This window comes from Paenibacillus aceris (genome assembly GCF_017874035.1).
Taxonomy (GTDB): Bacteria; Bacillota; Bacilli; order Paenibacillales; family NBRC-103111; genus Paenibacillus_E; species Paenibacillus_E aceris.
The window spans coordinates 54793-80221 of sequence record NZ_JAGGKV010000004.1; the positions used below are offsets into that span (position 1 = coordinate 54793).

At 47.8% G+C, this 25429-nt stretch carries 9 protein-coding genes; all 9 read right to left on the reverse strand.

Translation table 11 applies throughout. The annotated features are described in order from the left end of the window. Positions 1-122: 122 nt before the first annotated feature. The 9 genes from gap to J2Z65_RS09630 all read right to left on the reverse strand — a co-directional run bounded on the left by gap (position 123) and on the right by J2Z65_RS09630 (position 24857). Entirely contained in the window at positions 123-1172 is a 1050-nt protein-coding gene (gap, locus tag J2Z65_RS09590; protein ID WP_167053273.1) for a type I glyceraldehyde-3-phosphate dehydrogenase, read from the reverse strand. A 452-nt stretch (positions 1173-1624) separates the two neighbouring features. After that, positions 1625-7828 carry an endo-alpha-N-acetylgalactosaminidase family protein gene (locus tag J2Z65_RS09595; protein WP_167053271.1) on the reverse strand — a complete coding sequence of 2068 codons (6204 nt, stop codon included), beginning with the start codon at positions 7826-7828 and terminating at the stop codon, positions 1625-1627. A gap of 88 nt (positions 7829-7916) precedes the next feature. Continuing rightward, on the reverse strand, positions 7917-12368 hold the full coding sequence (locus tag J2Z65_RS09600; protein ID WP_167053268.1) for an endo-alpha-N-acetylgalactosaminidase family protein: 4452 nt from the start codon (positions 12366-12368) through the stop codon (positions 7917-7919). A gap of 229 nt (positions 12369-12597) precedes the next feature. Then, positions 12598-17622, reverse strand: a complete 5025-nt coding sequence (locus tag J2Z65_RS09605) for a DUF4073 domain-containing protein (RefSeq protein WP_167053266.1) — start codon at positions 17620-17622, stop codon at positions 12598-12600. 463 nt (positions 17623-18085) lie between these two features. Continuing rightward, positions 18086-19750 carry a response regulator transcription factor gene (locus J2Z65_RS09610; RefSeq protein ID WP_240159535.1) on the reverse strand — a complete coding sequence of 555 codons (1665 nt, stop codon included), beginning with the start codon at positions 19748-19750 and terminating at the stop codon, positions 18086-18088. A 48-nt stretch (positions 19751-19798) separates the two neighbouring features. Next, entirely contained in the window at positions 19799-20695 is an 897-nt protein-coding gene (locus tag J2Z65_RS09615; protein WP_240159508.1) for a carbohydrate ABC transporter permease, read from the reverse strand. Position 20696: 1 nt separating this feature from the next. Further along, positions 20697-21578, reverse strand: coding sequence for a carbohydrate ABC transporter permease (locus J2Z65_RS09620; protein ID WP_167053261.1), 882 nt, complete (start codon positions 21576-21578; stop codon positions 20697-20699). Between the two features lie 67 nt (positions 21579-21645). Further along, complete coding sequence (locus J2Z65_RS09625) at positions 21646-22965, reverse strand: ABC transporter substrate-binding protein (protein WP_167053258.1); 1320 nt, start codon at positions 22963-22965, stop codon at positions 21646-21648. 113 nt (positions 22966-23078) lie between these two features. Further along, positions 23079-24857 carry a sensor histidine kinase gene (locus J2Z65_RS09630; RefSeq protein ID WP_167053256.1) on the reverse strand — a complete coding sequence of 593 codons (1779 nt, stop codon included), beginning with the start codon at positions 24855-24857 and terminating at the stop codon, positions 23079-23081. Between the last annotated feature and the right edge of the window lie 572 nt (positions 24858-25429).

Genomic DNA, 25429 nt, shown 5'->3' on the forward strand with positions numbered 1-25429 from the left:
CTGGCACACCACGTAAAACTTTTTAAACCCATCCGTTGGCAGTGTTCCAATGACTTCATTACACGATTTACAAATAATAAGGCCCAGTTCATTCTTTTGAGCGATTACCCCTGATTCCAATATCAAACTGATTGAGTTAGACATGCCGCTCCCTCCCTTTCTTGCGTGCGCTCCGCACGAGATATATAGGCGACTGCGTCAACGACTCGGCTCGCGTAGCCCCATTCATTGTCATACCAAGCCAAAAGCTTGATTTGATTGTCCTTCGTCATCATCGAAAGACCGTCTATGATAGCGGATTTCCCGTTTCCGATATAATCCGCAGAGACAAGAGGCAATTCATTGTAGTCAACAAAAGCTCCCAATGGACCGGCAATCGCCTGTTTCATGGCATGCTTTACTTCATCGACTTGTACATTGCGACCCACTACCACTTGAAGATCGAGCAGGGAGACATCCTGGGTAGGTACACGAACGGATACTCCTTGAATATGGCTGGCGAGATGAGGCAGGACATCTATTAGCGCTTTTCCCACTCCGGTTGAAGTCGGAATAATCGAATTCGTGCAAGCTCGGGCTCGGCGCAGATCCTTATGCGGATTGTCCAAATGATTTTGATCATTCGTGAACGCATGGACGGTTGTCATCCAACCCATCTTGATCTGAAAAGCCTGATCCAACAGATGCAAAATAGGAGCGATACAGTTCGTTGTACAGGAGGCTGTGGAGATCAAATGATGCTGCTGGGCGTCGTACATGCTTTCATTGACCCCCATGACCATCGTCAGGTCCATGTTCGTTCCCGGCGCCGTAATCAGTACCTTACGGGCACCAGCAAACAGGTGGCGCTCAGCCCCATGCCGATGGTTAAACTTCCCGGTGGCATCGATCACCAGTTGGACGCCAAAGTCCCCCCAAGGCAGCAAATCCGGCTCTCTTTCACAAATGACAGTAATTAGTTGTCCGTTAATTTTCAGCACGTTATCATTGATCACTTCAATTTTCGCGTCCCAAGTACCATGAACCGAATCATATTTCAGCAAATGGGCTAACACATGAATGGGACAAGTTGAGTTTACTACTGTCAACTCGAAATCCTGCTGCTTATCGGTTAATGCTTTCCTCAAGACGAGCCTTCCAATTCTTCCTGTACCGCTTAGTCCAACTCTCATCTGTATCCCCCTTGTCTGATTTAGTATGACATAAATGTATCACACATAAATATATTACACAATATATATTTGCTTAGAAGTTGAAAAACAGGCTTTTAATCCATTTAAGCGAATGGCTCGGTTATATATGACGTCATATATAAAAATTGAAGACATCAGCAGTGGAATAAAGCATATAGCGGAACTCCAGGCCGCTATATAGGCAAAAAGATGAGGTTCCGCAGGTTAAGGGTAACGAGAGGGCTTTATCTCAGCGAAATGGACACCTTCGCTGCCCAAAATGCCAGAATAGAGGAACACAGTTCCCTCTCGCTGGCTCAAATAGCTAATTCCGCTAGAATAGCGTCCTGTCGTTCCTTTCGCTGCGCTCGGGAGAAGTCCAGCTCCCAAACCAAACTAAAATACCGCCAGGATGACGTTCCATCCTGACGGTATTTTAGGAAAACCTGTCGCTAGTTCAAGATCAATCTAGCGATAAAGGCAAGATCGGCAATATCGATAACGCCATCTTGATTGAGATCTGCAAACTTGTGGGAATTCCAATCCGCATCAGCAGAAGAGCTTCCGTAGTACTTCGCAACAAGCGCCAAATCTCCGATACTAACTCTGGCGTCATTATTCAGATCTCCCGGAGTTCCGGTAATAATCAAAGACCGGAATGTTTGAAGCGCCGCGCTTAATTCAGCCGCAGCTTGCTGCACTTGCTGCTGAGTAGCTGCCGCATTGCCAGCTACTGCGTTAGCGTTGCTAATGGCTGCAAGCAGCGCTGCCTTCGCCCCTGTCGGATACTCTCCGGCATGCGTGCCTTCCACTGCTGCGTCATGCGTTTGCTGCGCCTCTGCAATGAGAGCGTTAAGCGCCGCTTTGTCTACATATGCGATGGCTACGTCGTGGGAAGCGGCCTTCACTGAGGTTTCCTCTCCCAGCGCATTCGCAATCACCAGTTTGGTTATCGCGATGGTAGCCGTTGCCGCTTCGCTAAGCGATTTGGCTTTCCATTGCAGCTTCAACAAATCGCCGTCCGACGGCGCTGCCGGATCGGCTCCGACACGGGCAGCAACAATTCGCACTTGACCTGGCGTTTCCTTTGTTTCCAGAATCTTAAATCCATCCAGGACAGGCTGTGCTCCGGCAAATTCGACTTTCGCCGGATCATAGGTAAACGTCATATCCTGAGCTAAGAAATTGCCATGCGTGTTCGTCAGGCTGTAAGTCAGCTCAAACGATCCACCTGCAATAACGGCAGCAGTTCCGTTTAATGTCGCATTAACGGGTTGCTCGACCGGAGCCGTAACGACAACCGTAGCTGATGCCGTAAATCCGCCATCCACGGTCTTCGCTGTGATCGTAGCCGTTCCTGCGCCAACTGGCGTAACTAGTCCGCCCGCATCTACTGTTGCTACCGCCGTGTTGCTTGAGCTCCACGTCACTGCTTTGTTCGCTGCCGTTACCGGTGCGACATTAGCTGTAAGCTGCTGCGCGGCTCCGCCAACCTCAAAACTAAGCGTCGAGTGATCCACTGCGACTCCTGTCACTTCTGCCTGCGGAGCAGACAAATCGTCCACATACAAATCATCGACTACCAAAACAACATCGATGGCGGAGAGCTGAGGCTGAGCTGTTTGCTTCACCGATTCGATAGCAATGTAATAATCGCTGTAATTCCCTGTGTCAAACTCTAATACGGCGTTTGCCGTTCCTGTAGATTTAATAATTGGCAGCGTAAAGCCTGAAATGTTGGATTTACCTGTCCCTGTCGCTTCCGATAAAGATACGTTAAAAGCAGGACCGTTTGATCTCGACTTCGCAGATAATCGGTATAATCCGCCTTTATTCGCCTCATATTTAAGGCCGATCTTGTAATGCTTATTAGGCAATAATTTTAGCGTCGACGGCACGGTTGCCAAAATCTCTGAAACAAGAGGCGTGCCGGCATTCGTGATAAAATCTTGTTCATTTGACTTCAATGAGAAATTCCCGTCAATCACGTAATGCATCGGTTGTGAAATGTTCGGGTCCGCAGCCTTTAGCGCATCGCTTGCTTTCTCAGCCAAATGCGTCTGACCGCCGCTTCCAGCAGCTTGGAACATAAACGGACCATAACCTTCGGATACATTCTCAAAGTCTTCATAGAAGTAATGCGTTCCATTCTCTGTTTTGCCCGGGTTCTCCCAAAGCTTCACATCATCGAACCAAACATTGGAAGGACCGCTCGCCACGGCGTCCGCTTTCAAGAAAATAGTCGCTTTGCCTGAAGGGTCTGCCACAAAATCAACTTTCATCCTTTGATAATACGTATTTTTAAATTTGCTAGGCTCTTCTAAATTCCTGATCTTAGAGGAGCTGATAAAATTCGTTATTTCCGGGCCGCCATAGTCTTTTACACCTATCGTTACTTTTCTGTCTGAAGTGCTAGGCGACTTATACTCGTTACCGTTCGTGCTTGAAGCGTTGTTAATGTCAGACCAAACGGAAGCCGTGTATGTTTTGCCCGGCTTAAGTCCATATACGGTCTGTGTGACTGTGGCATCATCTTTGCCCGTCACTTTTAGGAAGCTGTTCTTCATCGCATCATGCTCTACCGTGACGTTGCTTGCAGCTGCGCCGGCTGAGGATGTCTTTTGCCAAGACTCAAAAGCGCCGCTGTCGAAGCCAGGATCCTTCAATGGACCCCCAAAGCCCCAATCGCTTGCTTTCTGCGTTGACGCATTCTGTTCCTCAGACTTGGACTTATAGATGACGTAAGGAATACCGATGGTCGTATTGCTGATCGTAACAGCACCGTTCGAAACAGGCAGCGTTCGATCCCACACACGTCCAGTATCAGTAAGTTTGTACATTTCAATTGAGGTTAAACCGCTCCAGCTATTCGGCAGCTCCCAAGTTGTTGCACCGCCTTTAGGATTCCAGTAATAAATTTTCGATTCCGTTTGCGGATCCCATGGCAGGAATAACTGGCTCTGTTGTTTGCTTACATCCAGCTGTCCAACACCGGTGTCTCCCCAGTCCTTATGATTCAGTACGTCATATTTGGCAATGGTTTTGCCGTCTTTTTTAAGTGAAGCCGTACCGATCATAAAGTTCGGATCCGCCGGATCGGCATGGTATTCGTCCAAGGAAGCTACGACCCCGCCCGAGAAAACGACTGTTTTATCCATACCCGTTTCATCATGCGTATAATTGAGGATCGGGAAGTGCTGCATATATTTCGTAACTAAATTGTTATTGTAAAATAAATCGATGCCGTTCTGGATGTCCGTTCTGCCCTGCCAAGTTCCTACGCCTGCCTGCAGCATCCCTTTCAAGAGAATACTGGTATAGGGACTCGGTGCCTGGAAAGTATCTTGATATTGGTTTTTGATGAATCTAATAATTTGACTTCCCGGCGTTTTGCTTGGGTAATATGGATCCGTCCCCCAGTGGGTCCAAATAACGTTTTCCTCCAAAGGTCCGGAAAATTCTGTCGCGAACCAAAATCCTAATTTATTCTGAATAAGATTAGAAAATTGGTTGGCATGCCAGCCCGCGCCGCTATAGACGTCATCGTAGATCATAGCCAGGTTCGGGACTTCTTGTTTCAACTGCGTATATCTTCTTTCTAGATCACCACCTGCTAAATCTTTGGCGCGATCCGTCGGATACGTGGGATCAACCCAGTCATAGTTCGAGCTCATGCTTCCCCAATTTTCTGGTTTGGCATAATAGGCATCCGGATCTTGACCATCAATATTCGTATGGACGCCAACTTTTACATTGTATTTTAACCCTTCATCCACCAGCGTGTTGAAATCCTTGAGACCACCTTCTCTGATGCCAAAATGCCCGGCAACGTCCGGATGGCTGTCATCATGCCCCTCGGCCTGATACCCTTTTTCCAAAATAAGCTGGCCGAATCCGTCGTAAAGATTGTAGAGCTTTTTCGCATTGTCCAGCGTGCGCAAATATGGATTTTGCGCGATACTATTGAAATTCATCGCGATGTAGGAGACATAGTTATTGATTTCATTGGCGCCTGGATGAAGATTTTGCGACCAAAGGCTTCTGAAATCGATGGCGGCGTCTTTCCAATCCGCTGTGTGATCCCCATTTTTGTCCGGCGTAATCATAATTTTTGAGGAGAAATCAAATTTCGGCGGGAATTTGCTGTCATCGATTAGATCGCCTCTAGAGGTCCAAGCCCCATTCCACATCGATAGCTGCTTGTTCGTACCATCGCTTTCAGCCTCGATGTTCATGATCACCTTTGAAGGTGTCTCCACAACGTCATTCATGATCGCTGCCGCTAATTGACCATCGCTCACGAATCCATAAGTCCTAAGCCTGGAGCCTGCATCTTGATCTTTGAGTTTTGTCCCAACCGTCGCATCATTCGTATAAAATTCATCATTCATCTTATTCCATTCCCCCGTAACCCATGAGGCAGCCCCTTGCGCATTCGGATTACTGCTGGAGACGGTAACTAACTTATGGTTTGGAAATTCGACAGTGCGTACTTTGTAGCCAGCAGGCTCACTGTTGATGTGTGTCTGCATGTTTACAATGCTGCCAGTTACTTTATAGGTGACCGACATATTCACGCTGCCGGCTGCTTCTTCTGTATTGTCGTCAACAACGGGAACATCCAGCTGATAAACAATCGAATCCTCCGCTGTTTTGGTTGCGCTTCGTACGGTTGCAAATCCATCGTTGCCGTTAATTTTTACGTTGTACAGGAAATCGTTTTGACCTTGCAGGGTTGCATTTGGAGCTTCATTCCCAAGCCAGGTATAGCTGCGTACCGTTGGGAAGCGATTATCCATACTCACACTTAATTGATTGGAAGCAATCGTAATCGGCTGCAGGGCAGTCGGTTGAGGAGGCGTAGGCGGTGTATAGGCCTCTTGAGAAATTTGGGAGACGGTTATATTTTTGGATGTAAACCAGCTTCTCAAGCCTACCTTGCCTTCCGCGACCGGGAAATCCGCGCTTCCCGTACACACTAAGGTATCGTTCAACCATACTTTAATGTTTTTACCAATGTATTTTATTTTCAAGGTATAGTCCTTATTGGCTTCAATATTCGGACCACTGGTTGTCAGATCGCCATAATGCGAAGCATCTGTCTGCCAGCCCCAATTGCCATTCACATTATAATAAATCATGGCGTAAGGCTGATCTGGAGAGATATACCTGAAAATAAAGCCGATACGTCCCGTATCGATATTCGTTCTGAATTTAATCGTATACGTACCGTCTTGTATTGGCTGGGAGTCGTTATCGTAAATTTCGCCAAACAAATTGTTGATGTTCAGCTTATTATTTGCAATGGCAGGGACAGGCGAGTAAGCTGTACCATCGATTTTGTTCCATGTTCCCGTTATGCCGTCACCATAATTTCGTACATAGGTTGTTGGTTTAGGGGGAGTGTATACATCATCTTTGTTATACGTCACTTGCATATCATCCAAATAAGCCGTTAATGTCCCAGAGGAGCTTGCAAAATAACCCTCGCTGCCATGGACCACGGCCATTCCTATTTGTGTGCCAGAGTAAATGGCATTTCCGTCTACGGAAAGAGCGTACTGATCACCTGTGTAAGTAAGTGTTACCTGATGAGCAGTACCCAAGCTCAAAGGCTGCGGAGTCGTTGTTAAGTTAAAGGAAACATCGTTTCCGTCTTTTTTACCGATCAACTTCCAATTCCCGGCGCTATCGGTTCTGATCGAACTCCAGTTGCTTTCGTCCACATAACGGAATAATAGCCCTGCCTCTTGGTAAACGCCGCTAAGCTGGAGTTTAGCGCTATACGTGCCGTTCAATGCTAAGGGTGATTTACTGTCAACCACTTGACTTGAACCGTTTGTCGTAACCACTTGCGCAATTTTGCCATCAAAACCGGGCAGCGGTGTTTTTAATGCATATTGGGGAAGATTGGCATTTGCCGCACTCATATGTAAGCCTGGCGCTGAATCGCTTGAGAAATCCCTTGTGTATACAACAGCGTTGCCCTTATCGCTATCCGTCACTTTCACATCGTCAATGTTTAAAGTCTTCGTAGAATAATAGGACCGAAAACCGACTTTACCTGCTGCAAGGGGCAGGGCGCCGCCTGACGTCGAGCTGTAAACTTTAACTCCGTCGAGGAAAACTTCATAGGTATCTCCTTGGAATGTCATTTTCAATGCGTAAGTTTTGCCGGGATCCAGCTTTAACGTCTTGTTTAGGTAAGTGCCCCATTTTTCGCTGTCCCCGTTATACCCGTCCCATAACCAGCCGTTCGGATCGCGGGATACCATCGCATAATGCGTAGGATCTTGATACCTGACAATAAGGCCGAATTGTTCCGAAATCCCGCCGTCAATGTTGAGCTTTGCTTCAAACGTACCATTTGCGACATTGGGCATATCGTCAAAATAAAAAATCTCGTTTCCGCCATTCGGATTTTTAGCTGCCAGGAATTGGCCATTCATTTCGGAGTATGCGGCCTTTGCGCTAATTGCCGTGTCAGAGGTAACAGAACCTTTGTCTGCCAGATTGATTTCTGAACCGCTCTCAAAATTATTCGTGTACGTCACATTGGGATCCGTTGACGCCGCTGCCGTAGAAATTGGAATGAGACCTGAAACGATAAGTGTACTTGCGAGAACAGAGCTTATTGTATGCTTGAGCTTCCTCACATCTTAACCTCCCATTAATCATGAAAAGACCCGAAAGTGAACACTTTGTTCAAGCTTCTTCTCTCGGGTCAACGGTTCATGTACAGCGTTATTCGATAATCAGCCTTGCCACTTTCACTAAATCGTCAATATCGATTTTGTTGTCGCCGGTGACATCGGCTTTCTTCACAAGCAACCAATCCGTGCTGGACGAATCTTTACCATAGTTCGCTGCGATCATCGCAAGGTCGCCGATCGACACTTTGTTGTCGCCGTTGACATCGCCAGGCGTACCAGGAGGCGGAGTCGTGATGGAGACGTTTGCGGATCCAAGCGTTGCGCTCGTTTCCGCTCCAGCAGCATCCCCGAGCAAAGCTTGCGTCACTGCAATCCGGCCTTCGGCAGGCTGCAGGATGTCTTTCGCTTTAAAGGTCAGTTCAAGCACATCGCCGCTGCCGCTGATGGCATGACCAGCACCTTGGCTCGCAACGATGAATCGAACGCTGCCAGGTGTTGCCTCCGATTTGGACACAATGCTGATGCCTGTTTGAGCAGACTGAGCCGAGACATATTCCACCAGCGTAGGATCGTAGGCAATCGTCAGATCTTGTGCATAAACAGCTTGTGTAACATCTGTTAAACCTAAGCGCACTGTGAAGGTTTGACCCGTTTGAACGGTAGCCGGCGACGCGATCAACGTTGTCGCAGGTACTGTTATCACTTTCGTTACCGTGACTTGCGCTGTTGCCCGGAAGCTGCCGTCTGCCGTTGTCGCTGTAATGGCGGCACTGCCTGCTTTTAGACCTGTGACAATTGTTTTACCGTCAACAACTTCAACCTTAGCGATCGTTTCGTCGCTGCTGGCCCAAGTCACGTTCTTGTTCGTTGCATTCTCTGGCTGCACCGTTGCTTTCAGCTCAACTGTTTGGCCTTCTCCGATGGAAACGGCCGTTTTGTCGAGCACAACACCGGTTACAGGAGCAACCGTCTCATCTGTGACGCGGATGTTGTCTACAACGAGCTGACCTCCGAGCTCGGCACTGCTATTGTCTGCGCCTTTTACGATGGCGAGATAAGCATTCTTCGCATTGTCTGTCGCGAATGTCAAGTCAATGGAGCTTGCTCCCGCTGGCAGCGTTTTGGTCGCAAGGTCACGCACCGTGCCATTATCATTTACGCGAACGGCAACCGTGTATTGATTTGCCACATCGGCTTTAGCCTGCATTGTCAAATGATAGTTTCTATTTGTGTCCAGACGCAGCGTTTGAGGCAGTGTGCGCAGCCATTCGCCCGCTCCGCCTTCATTCGTTTTCAGCGAGAAGTTGCCGTCCAACACGTACGATTTCACTTGATTTTCGCCTTTTTCCACCATGTGTGTCTGCACATTGCCTGCCTTCGCATAAACGAAAGGTCCCCAAGCTTCATCGACATTCTCGAAGTCTTCGTTGAGAACAGTGCCTGCTGCATCCGTTTTCCCCGGATTTTTCCATATCCTTACATCATCGAAAGAAACCGTTGCAGTGCCTGGCGCTACGTTCAGCGCAAGTGTTGCCGTATCGCTAACCGCATCAAAATTCACTTTCACGCGTTGGAAGTTCGTGTTGTAATATTTGTGCTGCGGAGCGAAATATTTCAGCTTCGTATCTTCCAAGTAATTGGATACTTCCTTGTCTCCCTGTTTCACGCTAATGGAGGACTTACGGTCTGTTCCGTTTACATTCACCCAAACGGATGCGCTGTAGGTTTTACCCGGTTCAAGTCCTGTAATCACTTGCTCTACTTTCGCATCCCCTGGCCCTTTTACCTCCAGATAATCGTCAGCATTGCTGTTTTTCTTAAGGCTGATGTGATCCGTTGTTCCACCGGAAGACGATTTGCTCCAAGTTGCCCACTTCTGGCTGTCAAAGCCCGGATCTTTGACCGGACTGCCGTCGCCCCAGACCGTTTCAGGTTCCTGCGGAGCTTCTGTTTTGTACAACACATAACCAACATTAGCATCAGCCGACAGTGTCACTTGTCCGTTTGATACGTTCACATCGCCTACAAACTGACGGTCTACGTCAGTAAGCTTATACAACTTCGCGGTCTGCACTTGCCCCCAAGAAGCCGGCAGCTTCCAAGTCGTACTGCCGCCCGCCGGATTCCAGTGGTAAATCTTATCTTCTTTCACCGGATCCCAAGGGATAAATACCGTACTGTTACTCACATTGCTGCTATCTGTCATAATCGCAATATCATTGCCGTCTTTAGTCAAATGAATTTTTCCGTCTCCAGAGCGTGCGACCGATACATTGCCTTCAAAATCGACGCGATCATTCGTCATTTTAATAATCGGGAAATGCTGCATGTACTTCGTCGGTAAGTTCTGGTTAAAGAACGTCTTCGTCACTTCCTGGTAGCTGTAGAATTGGGAGTTAGGCTGCCAGTAGCCGACACCGGATTGCTTGTTGCCTTTCAAAAGCGGATCGCTCATGAAGCCATCCACATTCGTGTTGCGAATGAAGCGGACAATTTTGCTGTCATCCCCTTGGTTAGGGTACCCAGGATCTGTTCCCCAGTGGACCCAGGAGGCTTGTTCCTGCAGTGGACCGGCAAATTCTGTCCCCAGCATCCACCCGTTACCGTTGATGTAATCGGCCAGCTTCTTCGCATTCCAGCCTGCTCCTGTATACACATCGACATAAACGAAGTCTAAATTGTTTCCTGTATCTGCCTTCAGCATGTCCAAGCGCCGTTTCAATTCGCCCGACTCGATGTCTTTACGCTGATCGACGTAATAGGCTTGATCAAGCCAACCCCAGCCTTTGCTTAACGGCGCAATCAGGTTGGCCATTTTCGTTTGGAAAGCGTCCAAGTGATATTCTGTGGCATTGATATGCACGCCGCCTTTGATGTTGTACTTCTTACCTTCCGTCAGGAAGTAGTTGAAATCATCCTTTCCGCCTTGGCGAATGCCGATGTGACCGCCATAATCCGGATGAGAATCATCGTGACCTTCCGCTTGATAACCCTTCTGCAGAACAATTTGGCCGAATTCGTCGGTCAAATGGGCAATTTTCTTGGCGTGGTCAAGGGAACGCAGAAACGGCATTCCTGTCGTTGCGATGTTCATGCTGATCCACGAAATATTATCTTTAATCATGTCGCTTCCGTAAGGCATATCGGAATGGCTGCGGTACACGATGGCTCCGTCCTGCCAGTCAAGAATACCGTCATTATTCGCATCCGGCGTAATAATGACCTTCGACCATGGCAGCGCCTCTGGAGTTGGGACGGCCATGCTTTCACGGTACGTCCAAGCGCCGTTTGCCAGCGCCGCAACTTTCTCGCCTGGCGCGGCATCCGATACGCTAGTGCGCACTTTATCGTTGCCATTGATGACGTTATTGACAATCGTCGCCGCCAATTTATCGGAATTGACGAATCCGAATGTGCGGCCGCTAGGATTCAAGTTTTGCGCCCCGTTTTTCAGGTCGTTATATTCCTCAAATACTTTATTCCACTCACCGGTGAACCACGCTGCCGTCTCCTGCGCTTTCGGCTGTGTCGAAGATACGGAGACCAGACTATGGTTCGGGAATTCAATGGTTTTCACTTTGGCCGATCCGTTTTCTTGAATTTCGGTGAACTTCATGTCGAGCGTATTGTCCACCACTTCCATTTTCACCTTCATTTGAACGGCCAGCTCTTCAATATTCATTGTGTAGATGACGCTGTTGCCCACTTTTTCCGCCGTCGTTTTCGGCCAATACTCTTCCCCATTGATTTTGACAGCGTATAAATAATTCTTCTGCCCGTTCATGACAGCGCCGGTTGCTTTCCACACGTAGTTGTCTACACGCGGGAACGTACTGTCTAATTCAGCTTTTAGAGTGCCCGATTCAGACACAAAGTTAACGGCATTCGGGTCCGGCTTAGGAGGTGTCGGCTTCGTATAGGGGGTAACCTTGGTATCATCAAGGTACATCGTTTTACTGTCGAACCACGTTCTCATGCCGATTTTACCCGGCGCTGATGGCATATCTCCGACGGTTGCAGCAGCTACTTTCTCCCCGTCGATCCATAGAATAATATCCGAGTCCACGTATCTGATTTTAATCTCATAGGTTTGGTTCGTAGACATTGCTTTGGAGGCAATTGTGCCGTAGGATTCCTTACCGTTTTTATAGTAATAATAGAGCCAATTGCCGTTGTCATAAACCACGCCGGCAAAGTTGTTCACATCCACATACCGGAACAGGAATCCATATCTGCCTTGCCCGCTCTCGACCTTTAGCTTTGTTTCCAGTTCGGCGTTCTGATAGGATGGCGAATTGTCATCAACCATCAAAGTCACCCCGGAAGTAACGACTTTGAGCATGTTGTTCACTACGCTGAAAGTGGCGCTGCCGGAAGCTTTCTTCCAACCGCCAACCTGTCCGTTGTTGTAATCCTGGAAATAGGCATCTCCATCTGCGGCGAGCGCTGTACCCCCTGGGACAACCGCGTACATTTGCAGTGCCGTTAGCAAGGCTAACGATACCGTTACGCTCTTTTTCAATTTGCGACTACTAGATTTCATGCAACCATTCACCCTCTCTGATTAGGTTCCCCTGTTACCTGCCCTCGTTCGCGAGTTTTCGACATGATACGACATGTATCATTATATACGCGATGTATGGCTTGACTGCTTCTTTGTCATGTCTTAATCATACTTTTATTGCAAGCGCATACAAATGATCTTTTTTGCTTTAGTTTTGATGTTTTTTGAACCAGGCTGCCCCTTCATAAAGAAGAAGCAGCCCTGGATGTTATTCTAAAATTTTTGCTGCAACCGCTGCTAGATCAAGAATGTCTACCTTTTGGTCATTGTTGATATCGGCTGCTTTATATTGATTCCAATCTGGATCTCCAGCTGTTTTACCATAGGCCGCAGCTACCATAGCCACATCCCCGATAGACACTTTTCTATCTCCGTTTATGTCTCCGATGATGGAATCAACCGTAACTTGAACGTTAATGGTGCTGCCTGGCAATGAAGTTTCCACCCCTTCGCCGTTCGCCACATTCACAGCAGCTAACTTAATCGTTGCGACCTGAGAATGTAAGATCGATTGGGCTTTCCAGTGCAATAACAACAAATCTCCGTTTGCATTCGCTGCATTCACGCCTGTACTTGCCGCAATAAGCCGAATTTGGCCCGGTTTTTCCGCTTTATTTACGAGGACTAAGCCATCTTTGAGTGATTCTGCCGAAATGAATGTCACAAGTTCAGGGTTATACGTTAAGGTTAAATCTTGTGCATACACATCCCGCACATGATTTAGCCCATATGCAGTGGCAAATGGAGTGCCCGCTGCTGTTGAGCTTGGTCCGGTTAACGTCGCTGCCGGTTCGTCTACGGTGACCGTCACATCAACCGATGCCTGTTTACCACGATAAACAGCAGTTATTGTTGCATGACCCGCACTTATGGCTCGGACAATGCCCGTAGCATCAACAGAAACTACTTCCGGATGGTCGCTCTCATAGGTTACCCCTTCAGTAACCGGCGAGATCTCGTTCTCACTGTAAGCTGCATAAACGATGGAGCTAACCGTATCTCCGACCTTCAACGCTGCCGGAATGTTCGTTAGTTGGATGGATTGAATCGGATTCGCCGTAAACGTCAGTGTCTTCGTCAATCCCGCAGCGTTTGCACCATTTGCCGCAACGCGTACCAGCACGGTTTGATCTCCGCTGAACACAGGGATTTGCGCTGCGCCATACTTGGTGTAATTCATTCCACTATCCACGGAATATTCCATGTTAGCGTCCGCGCCCACAATGACATTGTTCGTATCATCGGCCGTTACACTTGGAGCTGCTATAGCAGGAGTGTACTCGAAGGCGTCGATTGCGCCTATTTTATCCACTGCTTGCGCACTTTTTGTTCCTTTGACAACGACTTTAATCGTATGCTGTCCGGCTGGCAGCCCTGTCTTACTGTATAAGACTACTTGTTTGATCGTACTAGGCGCATAACAATCAATATCCGCTTGAGCCAGCACGCCGTCCAAATACACATCGATATTGCCCATATTCCTCTGTTTCATACTGATCAACTGAATGGAGGTGCCGGTAAACGTAAATGAAGCTGAGTCGCCGGCTGTGTTGCTATATTTCTCTGTACCGCTGTAATCCCCGCCATCGTTGTAATTACTCCACGAACCCGTATACACAACGGCCGAACTTCGATCGTCGACCTTTATCGAAGGCATGACAGCACTAGCCTTCGTAACGGTCACTTGAGCCGTTGCCCGATAGCCTCCATCCGTTGTTGTTGCCGTAATTTCGGTTGCCCCCTCTTTCAGTCCTGTTACGACTGCTTTGCCTCCGATAACCTCTACTTTAGCTACCAACGGATTGCTGCTTGCCCAGCTGACGTTTGGATTCGTCGCATTTGCCGGTTGAATCGCAGCCGTCAGCTCTGCCGTTTCATTCTCTTTTAGGCTTACGGAAGTTTTATCCAGCAGAACTCCTGTTACTGGATTCACGATCGACGGTCTAGTGTTCGTATACGTAACATCATCAATGTACAGTACTTTACTATCGAACCACGTTCTCAGACCTATTTTTCCAGGAACATTCAGGATATCTCCGACTGTCGCTGAACCGACCAGTTGACCATCGATCCATAACTTTATATCAGTATCAACAAAGCTCGCATTGACGTCATACGTTTGCCCATTTGTAACCGAAACGGAAGCTAGATCGCCGTAATGCTCGGTCCCATCCTTTACGTAATACCACAGCCATTTGCCAAAGTCATAGATGACACCGGCATAGTTGTTCACATCGTTGTATCGGAAGAGCATCCCGACTCTGCCTGTTCCCGTCTGAATCTTCAGCTTTATAGCCAAATCAGCGTCTTTATAAACGGGGGAATTATCGTCCACCATGATAGCTACTGGAGCAGCTGAGACTTTCAAAGCTTTACTTTCTACACTGAATGTGGCGCTTCCGGTCGTTGACGTCTTCTTCCATCCTCCTACCTCGCCGTTATCAAAATTTTGCAGATAAACATCGCCTATAAATGTATATGCCGTCGTTTCCGCGCTTTTTGAAGAGAGAGTCCCATTCGCATCTTTGGACCAAACCACAAAACGATACAGCTGCTTCGCGCTTAATCCAGTAACCTTGAGGCTAGTGCCTCCCTCCGGGACATCGATGCTGTTTATTTTATTCGTACCTTGATAAACTTCAACGACGTAGCCCGCAACGTTTGCTCCGCTGTTCGGAGCCGTCCACTTCAAATCCACACTCGTATCTGTATGGGCAGGTGATTCCACACTAGACGGTGGCAGTGGCGGAGGTGAAACTGTGGAAGTGATCATATACTGTTGTCCTGCTTCTGTATGGAACGCAATGGAATCTCCACTGACCGTGTAGCTTACCGGTGTATTGTCTGCCGCTTTCAGCACTTGAAATTGTCCTGCATGAGTAAAAGTTTTATCCTTCACTTTAGCGTCATTTCCTTGCAAGGAAGTGATCGTCGCACTCTTCAGTATTGTGCCATTCCAGTTCATATCCACTTCAAAGTTCCCTCTTGCCTTCAAACCCTTCACATCACCCTTTGGCCATGCCGAAGGAAGTGCCGGGAGCAAGTCTATACTGCCGGTATGACTTTGCAATAGCATTTCGGCAATGCCTGATGTCCCGCCGAAGTTGCCGTCAATTTGGAAAGGCGGATGCTCGTCAAACAGATTCGCATTCGTGCTAACATCCAGTTGTCCTTGCAAAATCTTCTCAGCATGATCGCCATCCAGCATGCGCGCCCACAAATTCAGTTTGTTCGCCCGGCTCCACCCCGTTGCTTCATCTCCGCGCTGCGTCAATGTCACTTTCGCTGCATTGAATAGATCGGGCGTTGTCACTTTATTGATCAGATTGCCGGGATATAAGCCAACAAGATGAGAGATATGGCGATGCTGATCGTTTGGATCATCGATATCCTCTTTCCACTCCTGCACTTGGCCGTATTTCCCAATTTTCGGCATAGAGAGCTTGCTTCGTTTATCAATGAGCTCATTTCGGAAATCCGCATCGATCCCAAGTACATTGCTCGCCTCGATGCAATTCGTAAATAATTGCCAAACAAGCTCTTGATCATAGGAATCCCCGATGCTTAAAGTCCCATGCTCAGGCGAAACCCCTGGCGTAGATACCAATGTGCCATCCTTATCCGTAACAAGCGTTTTTGTCCAAAATTCAGCCGCTTCTTTCATAATCGGGTACAGCTTATTCCGTAAGTATGTCTTATCGCCAGTGTACAAGTATTTCTCCCACAGCTGTTGGGAAAGGAACGCCCCCGCCGCCGGCTGCCATCCCCAAGTGCTGATATCCCAGCCTGGCGCTGTATAGCCAAAGACGCTTGTAAATGTATGGATCGTCCAACCGGAACCGGTTACTCCGTGATGCTTCTGGGCCGTTACACGCCCTGGCGCTCGTAATGAATCGATAAACTCAACATACGGTATGGCTGTTTCGCTTAAGTTGGTTACTTCCGAAGGCCAATAATTCATTTCAAGATTAATATTAGTGTGATAATCCGCTCCCCATGGCGGTGTTTTGGAATTATTCCAGACACCTTGCAGATTGGCGGGAAGTGACCCCTCCCGGGAGGAAGCGATAAGCAGATATCTACCATATTGGAAAAAGAGTGACTCCAGCGCACTGTTGCGAGTGCTCCTGTAATCGGCCAGCAGCTGATCCGTCGGTATCGTTGCTATCTTATCATTCAGATTAAGGGATACCCGCTTAAAAAGCGACTGATAATCAGCCAGATGCCGCGTCCGCAGCGATTCATACGATTTGGCTGAAGCAGCTGCCAGAGTATTGTTTACGGTTAGGTGAGGATCCGTTCCGACATAATCGGGATAATGATTGGCATAATCCGTTGCTGCCGACATGAGAATGGTCACAGAACTTGCCCCTGCAACCGTCAATTTTCCGCTGCCTGCCGTAACTGTCCCGTCATCCGATTGAACACGGAACTGGGATTCGTACGCCATTTCATTATCGGCCAGCTTACCGCTAAGGGTCAGCGTATTGCCATTAGCCACGATCGAAGGTGACGTCTGCGGGCTTGTAACCCTTACATCAAAATTCAGTTGATTCGGTTGACTGCTCGTAAGCCGCATCGCCATCACGTTATCCGGGTAGCTCATAAAATACTCACGCGTATAATTAATCCCATTTTGCGTGTAGGAGACTCGGGCGATCCCATCTTCCAAATCAAGCTCACGCCGATAGTCGGACACAGTCACAGAAGCAGGCAGCGCAAAATCAAAATAAATATCGCCGAAATTTTGATAGTTGCCGAATTGCGGATAATCATTCAAAGTCCCTGTCAAATATTGCTCGGCAACGGACGAGGCTCCGGCTACATCCCCGCTCGCTAATTTCTGACGAACGTCTTCTAAATGATCCGCAGCGCCATCTCGATTGCCATCCCTTCCGCCTCCGGCCTTGGAACGAGGTCCCCCGGTCCATAACGTCTTTTCGTTAAATTGAAGATGTTCCTGATCCACACCGCCAAAAACCATGCCACCCATGAAACCGTTTCCAATCGGAAGCGCTTGTGTTTCCCAATCCGTCGCCGGCTGCCGGTACCATAAGGCTAGGTTATGAGCCGGGGCCTGAGCAGAGCCTATGTAAGTAACTGCTGCTGCCGCATGAGCCGTACTCAGCGGGAATAGCGTTGTAATGCCTGTAAAGCTGGAAGAAATACAAGCTGCCATCATGACACTTAATAAAGCTTTCTTTCTGAGAGGCGTCTTCAATAACTTGCGCAAATCTATCACCCTTTCTGTTTTTGTGCTGCCTTGTCAGCGAACACTACAAATCGTAACAGCATTCTTTCCTTCCAACTATTGAAAATTTTACGCAAAAAGTTGATTTATTTCCTATTTTGCATTTCCGCAAAATGCGACACAATATCGCATGATACGACTTGTATCGTCATGGGCATGCAGGAATAAACGTCTGCGTCGTAGGACGAGCGTTATTCTTCGAGCATTCCCTCCCTAGGGGAACTATGGGGCGTTATATTGCCGAAAAGCGGAGGTTCGGGCGCTGAAGAGGAACTACAGGGTCTTATTCCCGCCGCAAAACGAGGCCCCTTCCAGCGATAATGCCGAAATAGCGGACCTCAGTTCACTTTGGCACGCTCAAACGGCTAATATCGCTGAAATAGCGCTCTAGCGTTCCCTTATTTGCGCTTTGCGCCCGGACCTCAGATCCCTGTGGCACTCCGCCTCACTTCAGCAGACTTTCCCGATACAGCTTGGGGCTGCAACCTGTCGTCTTTTTGAACATCCGGCTAAAGTGTTCGACATTTAAATAGCCCACGCTCTCCGCAATGTCGGTAATTTTAAAGCCTTTCTTCTTCATTAAGCGTTTGGATTCCTCAATGCGCAAATTCGTTAAATACTGAATGAAATTGCTGCCGACTTCCTTCGTAAACTGCTTGCTTAAATAGCTTTCGCTGACACCAACCATCTCGCTGATTAACGCCAGGTTCACGTCTTCCATGTAATGAAGATCAAGGAACTGTTTGGCTGTCGCCACAACGCTGCTGTAGCTGACATCCGCTTTGGCCATCCCGTGAAGCTGCCCATGCAAATTGCTGCAAATGCGATTCAGCCAGTTCTTCGTCTCTTCCAACGTTTCCAGGCTTTTCAGGTATTCAAAAGGATGCTGAAGCTCTTGCTCCAGGTCATCCCACCGTATGCCTTTGCGATACAGCAAGCCTCCCAGCTCCCAGAGCAGATCTTCCAACGCGGCTTGGACATCCTGTGGTCTCCACCCCCACGTTTGCCCGAGCAGCAGCTGCATTTGCTCAAACTCCCTGTTCCACAGCTCCGCGTTTTCTTGTTCCAGCAGTTGGGCGATACTGGCGCCCGTTGCTTTCAGTGTCATTTGCAGCTTGCGGACATGGTCCTGTACGGCACTCGCTCCTTGCCGTCCTTGATCCATGCAGCTTTCTGGGTAAAACACTTTGTTCCATCCGGCAAAAAAACTCATCGCCACCAAATGCGCTGCCTGTTGGTGCAAACGGTACCAATGCTTCGTTCCGCTGGCCAACTCGCTGACGCCGATGGCGATCGACACGTTCACATACTGGATAAGCCGGGTTTGCATCATGGCAAATGCGGATTGCACCTTTTCACGAATCACACTTTCGCTTCGATATTGGGCCAAGGTACAGAAGAGCACATACTCCGTTTGGCTTTTACGATAGATGAAGTGCCGGATCGACATGGCGTCCAACACGGTTTGCACCGATTGGGTAATAAAACGCTGCGTTTTCGCATCGTGCAAGCTTCGTTCCTGCCTGCTGCCCAGCGAACCTTGTGAAATCGTCATAACGGCAACCAACTGGTTCGCTTCGCCGAGCCATTCGTGAATATCTGTTGTTACCACGGCAACCGCATCTTCCTGCTGATTCGGATCAAACGTGATAAGCTGACGGAGGATTTCGCTTTTGGCGTCAACGTCGTCTTCGACCTCGCTTGACGGCAGAGGAGTTGAGGGGGAATCCTGCTTACGAAGCTCGCTGATCGCCTTCAGAATGACAGGCACAAGATGCTCCTCATCCATATCCGACTTCACGATGAAATCAATAGCGCCGAGCAAAAAGGCTTCCCGCACGTAGCTGTAATCGCTATAGGCGCTTAGCATAATCGTGACAGGTCTTCGCTTTTCCACAATGGCTGGAAAAGCGCGCAGCAGCTCGATCCCGCTGAGCCTTGGCATCTCGATATCAAGCAGCATCAGATCGATATCGTCACGCTGCTCCAGAATATCAAGCGCTTCTGCTCCATCGGCAGCTTCGACTTCGACCGAAATCCCCATACTCGGCCAATCGATCATATGTTGAAGCGCAAGGCGAACAAGCGGTTCATCGTCAACAATCATCATTTTAAGCAACCCATTCATCCTCCACTGGCCAAGTTGACTGTCTCTTTGTTAACCTTTAACCGCTCCATCCATGAGACCTTTGAATATATAACGCTGGAACACGATATAAAAAATGGCACTCGGCAGCAGCACGATAATAATCCCTGCGCATAGCTGTGATAAATCGGAACTGCGTGTGCTGACGAAAGCCGTCAGGGAAGTAGCAAGCGTCGCAAGCTTCGTGCTTGGCATATATAACTGCTGTACAAAGATATCGTTCATAATTGTAACACTTTTTAGTATCGCTAGTGTAGCTGTAGCTGGCAGCAATAAGGGGAAAATAATCGAGCGAAAAATACGGAAGTAAGATGCCCCGTCCAGCATTGCGCTCTCGTCGAGCTGTACCGAAATCTTTTCAAGAAACTGCATGTAAATGTAGATTTGCATAATGTCTGTTCCGATATAAATAAGCAGCGGCGCACCCAGTGTGTTGTAGACACCGAGAGCATGAATGAGCTGAAAGCGGGCAATTTCCGTCGTATAGGCCGGAATGATCATCGCAGCCATAAACATAATGAGAATCACTTTTTTCATCCGGAACTGAAAGCGATTAAGCACATAAGCCGTCATCGTACCGAGCAGCATATTGCCGAGCATACTCAACACAACGAGCAGCACAGAATTGCCTAGCCCGCGTACCATATTGCCCTCTTTCAAGGCGCTGACATAGTTGTCGATATGGAGAAAGCTTTGGGGCAGAGAAAAAGGCGACGTTTCGGCCAGCTCCAAATTCGTTTTAAACGAACCGAACACGACCAGCAAAATGGGCACGAAGACGATCGCCGCCATTAAAGTAAATAGAACATAATAAACGATATGACCCACGAACCGCTGTGCGCTCATCGAACGAGTCCGGCTCGGCACTTCCGGTTTGTAGGTTTGTTTCAATAGCTGTGTACGTTCCATGTCAAGCTTCACTCCTGTCTTTCACAATCCAAGCCTGCAGCGCTGAAAAAATAATAATTAATAACAAAAGCATAACGGCCATAGATGAGGCCAAACCGTAATTGTTGTACGTAAACGCCGTTTGAAGCGAATATAAACCGAATGTAGAACTTGCGCTGCCTGGACCGCCATTTGTCATGACAAGCGGGATATCATATTGCAGCAAAGCCCCGGATACATTCATAAACAAAATGATTTCCACAACTCGCCGGATGCCCGGCAGTGTAACAAATCGCTGCTGCTGCCAAAAGCTCGCTCCATCGATTTCAGCCGCTTCATACAGATCCTTCGGAATCGATTGCAGCCCGGCAAGAAACAAAACAACATGCACACCACTGTAACGCCAAAGCGAGACAACCACTAAGGAATAATTAACGACATTGGAGTCGCTCAGCCAACTTTGAATCCATGACTCTAAGCCGACTGCCTTCAACAACTCATTCAGCGGACCGTTAATAGGGTTGTAAATATAGCTAAACATATACGCCACAGCAATTCCGTTAATAATGTAAGGCATTAGCACGGAAAATCGAAAGAATGCACTTCCCCTCAGCACTTTGTTCAGTAATACTGCTGTCATCAGTTCGAGTGGGATTGCGACTGTATGGAGCAAAAAATACACGCCGTTATTCCTAATCGCTTGCCAGGCTTCAGGGAAATCAAACAGCATCCGGACATAATTCTCGAAGCCGATGTACTTGAAGCTTGGGCTGTAGCCATCCCAGCTTGTGAAGCTGTAGCGGAAAAGCTGCAGCGTCGGATAGATAAGAAACAACAGCAAGAGAGAAACCGGAACGAATAGAAACGAGAAAATTACGACTTTTTGCTGCATGCGATAATTCATATGATCACTCCTGTATATAAGAGAAGACACTATGCCAGTCGCCTAGGTAGTGCCCTCTCTTCCAAACTTATTTGTTCGATTCAACCGCTTTTTTCCACTTGTTGTTTAAGTCTTTTTCCACTGTTTCGATCGGTTTGCCGGAGTAAATTTCTTGTGCCGCTTTTTTGAAATCGAATTGGGCTGCACCGCTTACTTTCGCAAAAGCCTCATCCGTCGCGTTGTAAATGAACGGTTTAAACGGATACTTTTCCGTCCACTTATTGAAGAAAGGAATTTCCGAGTTCACGCCGTTGATCGTGGAGAACTGTTGGGCGTTATTGATATAACTTTGATAAACGTCTTTGCTGAACATCCACTCGAAGAAAGCTTTAGTTTCTGCTACGTTTTTGCTGTTCTTGTTAATGCCGATATTCATGTCAGACAACGTCATAGCAGTTAACGGCTCGCTCTCTGTGCTTCTGAAAGGAAGCGGGAATACGCCCAAGTCCTCGTCCGTTTTTACACGATTGGCATAATCGCCATAGTACCATTGACCAGCAGCAATCATTGCCGCCTTTTTCGATTCGAACAATTGCGTGGATTGATCGAAGGAGATCGAGAGTGCATCCGGTCCAGCTAATTTTTTGCTCGACATTTCTTTCACGATTTTTCCAACTTTATCAAACGTGCTGCCATCTCCAAATGGCTCAGGCGTTTTCGCCAAGGTCGCCAAATAGTTCTCATCGCCGGACAAAATGTGCGGACCGAATTCCATAAACGGATAGAATGTCCAATCTTCCTTGCCCCCAATGGCGATCGGCGTGTATTTGCCGTTTGTTTTAATTTTCTCCATCGTTGACATCAACTCAGGCAGTGTTTTTGGCACTTCCAGGTTCAATTCCTTGAACACGCTCGGGTGGAAGTAAACGAATTCGGAGAAGGACACGAGCGGTGCTCCCAATATTTTCCCATCGATTTTTGCTGGGAATTTGTTATTTTTGGCCCCATTCAGGTCATCGAGCGGAAGGAGCGACTGTTTGTAAATTTGCATATGTGCCGGTTTTAGGTAGAACAGATCCGGCAAGTCATTGGCAGCTAAGCGAACCTTTAAATATTGGCCGCCGTTGTCCGGCACTTTTTCTACTTCAACCGTGACATTCGGCTTCAATTTGGTATAATCTTTCACTTTCTCCTGCCAAAACGTAATGTCTCCCTTTGCATCCCACATCGCCAGCTTCAGCTTAACCGGATCAGCCGGTTTCGGTGTTGGCGCTGCAGCCGCTTGGGTTTCTACCGGCTTGGTTGACGCTGCAGGCTGTGTAGCCGTATCTTTGCCGCAGCCTGTTAAGGCACTCAACATCACGATCCCACTAACTAATGCGGTGCTCACTAATCTTCTTTTTCCCATCTTCGTTACCCCTCCAATGATTGATTCTTTAATCATTTGTTCTACTCTTATCATACCCGTGATGTAAACGCATCCAAATGATCTTTTCGGCTATAGAGTTGATCTTTTTTGAACTACAGCAACTCCTCATCTTTGTCTTTATAAATAAGAGGAATTTTCATCGTGACCTTCGTTCCTTCCGGTTCATTAGCAGCTAAGGTTAAGCCGTAATCCTCTCCGTGATGCAGCTGTATGCGGTGATGCACATTGGCAAACCCCATCCCTGAGAACGTATGCGGGCTGCTTTTCGTCCGGAATTTCGTATGCTGTTCCTCGGTCATCCCCTCGCCGTTATCGGCAATTACGATGTACAGGCTGCCTTCTTGTATGCGGGCTTCAATGACGATTTTACCTTGCGATTCCCTGCCTGCCATTCCGTGTACAATACTATTCTCCAGAACCGGCTGCAGCAGCAGCTTTAACAAATACTTCGACTCTGCCTGCGGATCAATCCGCCATTCGACTTCGAATTTATGGCCGTATCGGATTTCCATAATGTATAAATAGTGCTTTAAATTTTCGATTTCATCGGAAAAGCGTGTGAGAATGCCGCCACGGTTAAAAGATGAAGAAACGAGTCGCATCAAAGCGTTCGTCATGTTTCGAATATTGTCCACTTTGCTGATGAGCGCCATCAACTTAATCGCATTCAGCGTATTAATCAGAAAATGCGGATTGATTTGCGACTGCAAGGCGGCAAACTCCGCCTTCCGCTTCATCTGCTCCTCTTCCTCACGCTGCCGGATCAACAGCTTGATCTGATCCAGCATATGGTTGAACGTCCTGCCAAGCGTAGCCATCTCTGCAATTCCTGATGTGCCGATTTTGGCGTTCAGATCTCCCTCCATAACGAGGGACATTTTGCGTACCAACACATGAATCGGTCTGGTCAAACCTTTTACCAAATAGAAGGAAATGATCAAGAAAACCGCGATAACTGATGAGGTAGCAAGCAGGACGATCTTATAAATGCGGTTATAATTGGCCGTAAGTTCGCTATACGGAATTTCATGAACGATATTCCAGCCTGTATTGCCAACTGGCGCATAAGTCACCAGCATGTCATGTGCGCTTGCCTTGTCGACAAAATACCCTTCACGAGCAGAATTGATTTGTGCAAGCCTTGCGGGATTCACACTGGCTGCCTCCCAGTTGCTGCTGGCGGCAACAACCTGGCCTTCGGCGGTGACAATGACAAAAGCAGACTTGTCATAGGGCTGCTGCCGAAAAATTTTGTCAAACGCTTCCTGATTAAGCGTAAAACAGACCATCTCCACGTCGCTTAACGTATGGTAAGCGCTCGGAGCAATCGCCGCCGACATGGCGAACGGAATGGTCTGACCAAACAGCATCGTACGCTGCAGACCGAGAAACTGGACATTATCCGTTTGCTGTAGTGTCCTCCGGTACCAGTCCATCGCGCGAACATCTTTCTCATCCGTAGACAAATTTTGTTGAAAGGAGTACACGCCGCCATCCTTATAAAAGAAATGGATGGCCAGGAGCTGGCTCGACATGGAGTAGGTATACCGGCTAAGTGCAAGTCCCAGCGCATTAATATAGGCATAGCGGCTGCCCTCATCCGCGTGATGCAAATCCGTGGCGATCGACAATATATCCCGATCCACGCCGACTGCGGCCGTCACATACTCAATCTTGCTGATTTCCTGCTGGGCGGAATACGTGACCGCATGCAGCGTCTGCAGCGAACGTTCTGTCGTTTGCTGCAGCAAATCGCGTTTATATACCTGCAGAATCATCGTGGAAATAATTACGATAGGAAATACAACCATCACGATTAATAAGACATGGAGCGTCGCCGAAAACGTCCACGGTTTAGCTAACAACTTCATCCTGGGCACCCCTCAATCTGACTTTCTCACCATACATTCGGTCATATTGGGGAGATGTCCTTTTCTTTCTTTTAAATTCGGATAAAATTCCGATATTTCGATCAAACGACCGCCCCATCATGATGCTTCGTTTCAACTTGGATCATCCCCTCGTATTATTCGACTTGTTGTGCAAACGCTTACAAAATTAGATTCAAGAACAGACCTCTGCACTGGATGGGATCCCATTGGACAAGATCCAATAGAATGGCATCAAAAGCTGACGAGATCGAGCATAGAAGACTATATCAAACAAATGAGGTGCACATGTAAATTATATCGATTTATGATAGGCAGTCTCATGATGTATTTTGTCCTTTACATGATTATTTTTGAACTGTGACAGGTTGGCTCTCCCACCTCTACACCCACCTCTCATAATAAAAACCGTCAGGAAAATCCTGACGGTAATTTTAATATTGACGTATATCGGTCTTGTATTCGTGACCACGGACGGTATTTCTTCGGTTTCCGAACACATTCATCGTCATTGCAACTTGACCAGTCTCCATTTCTGACTAGCTTCACTTAGC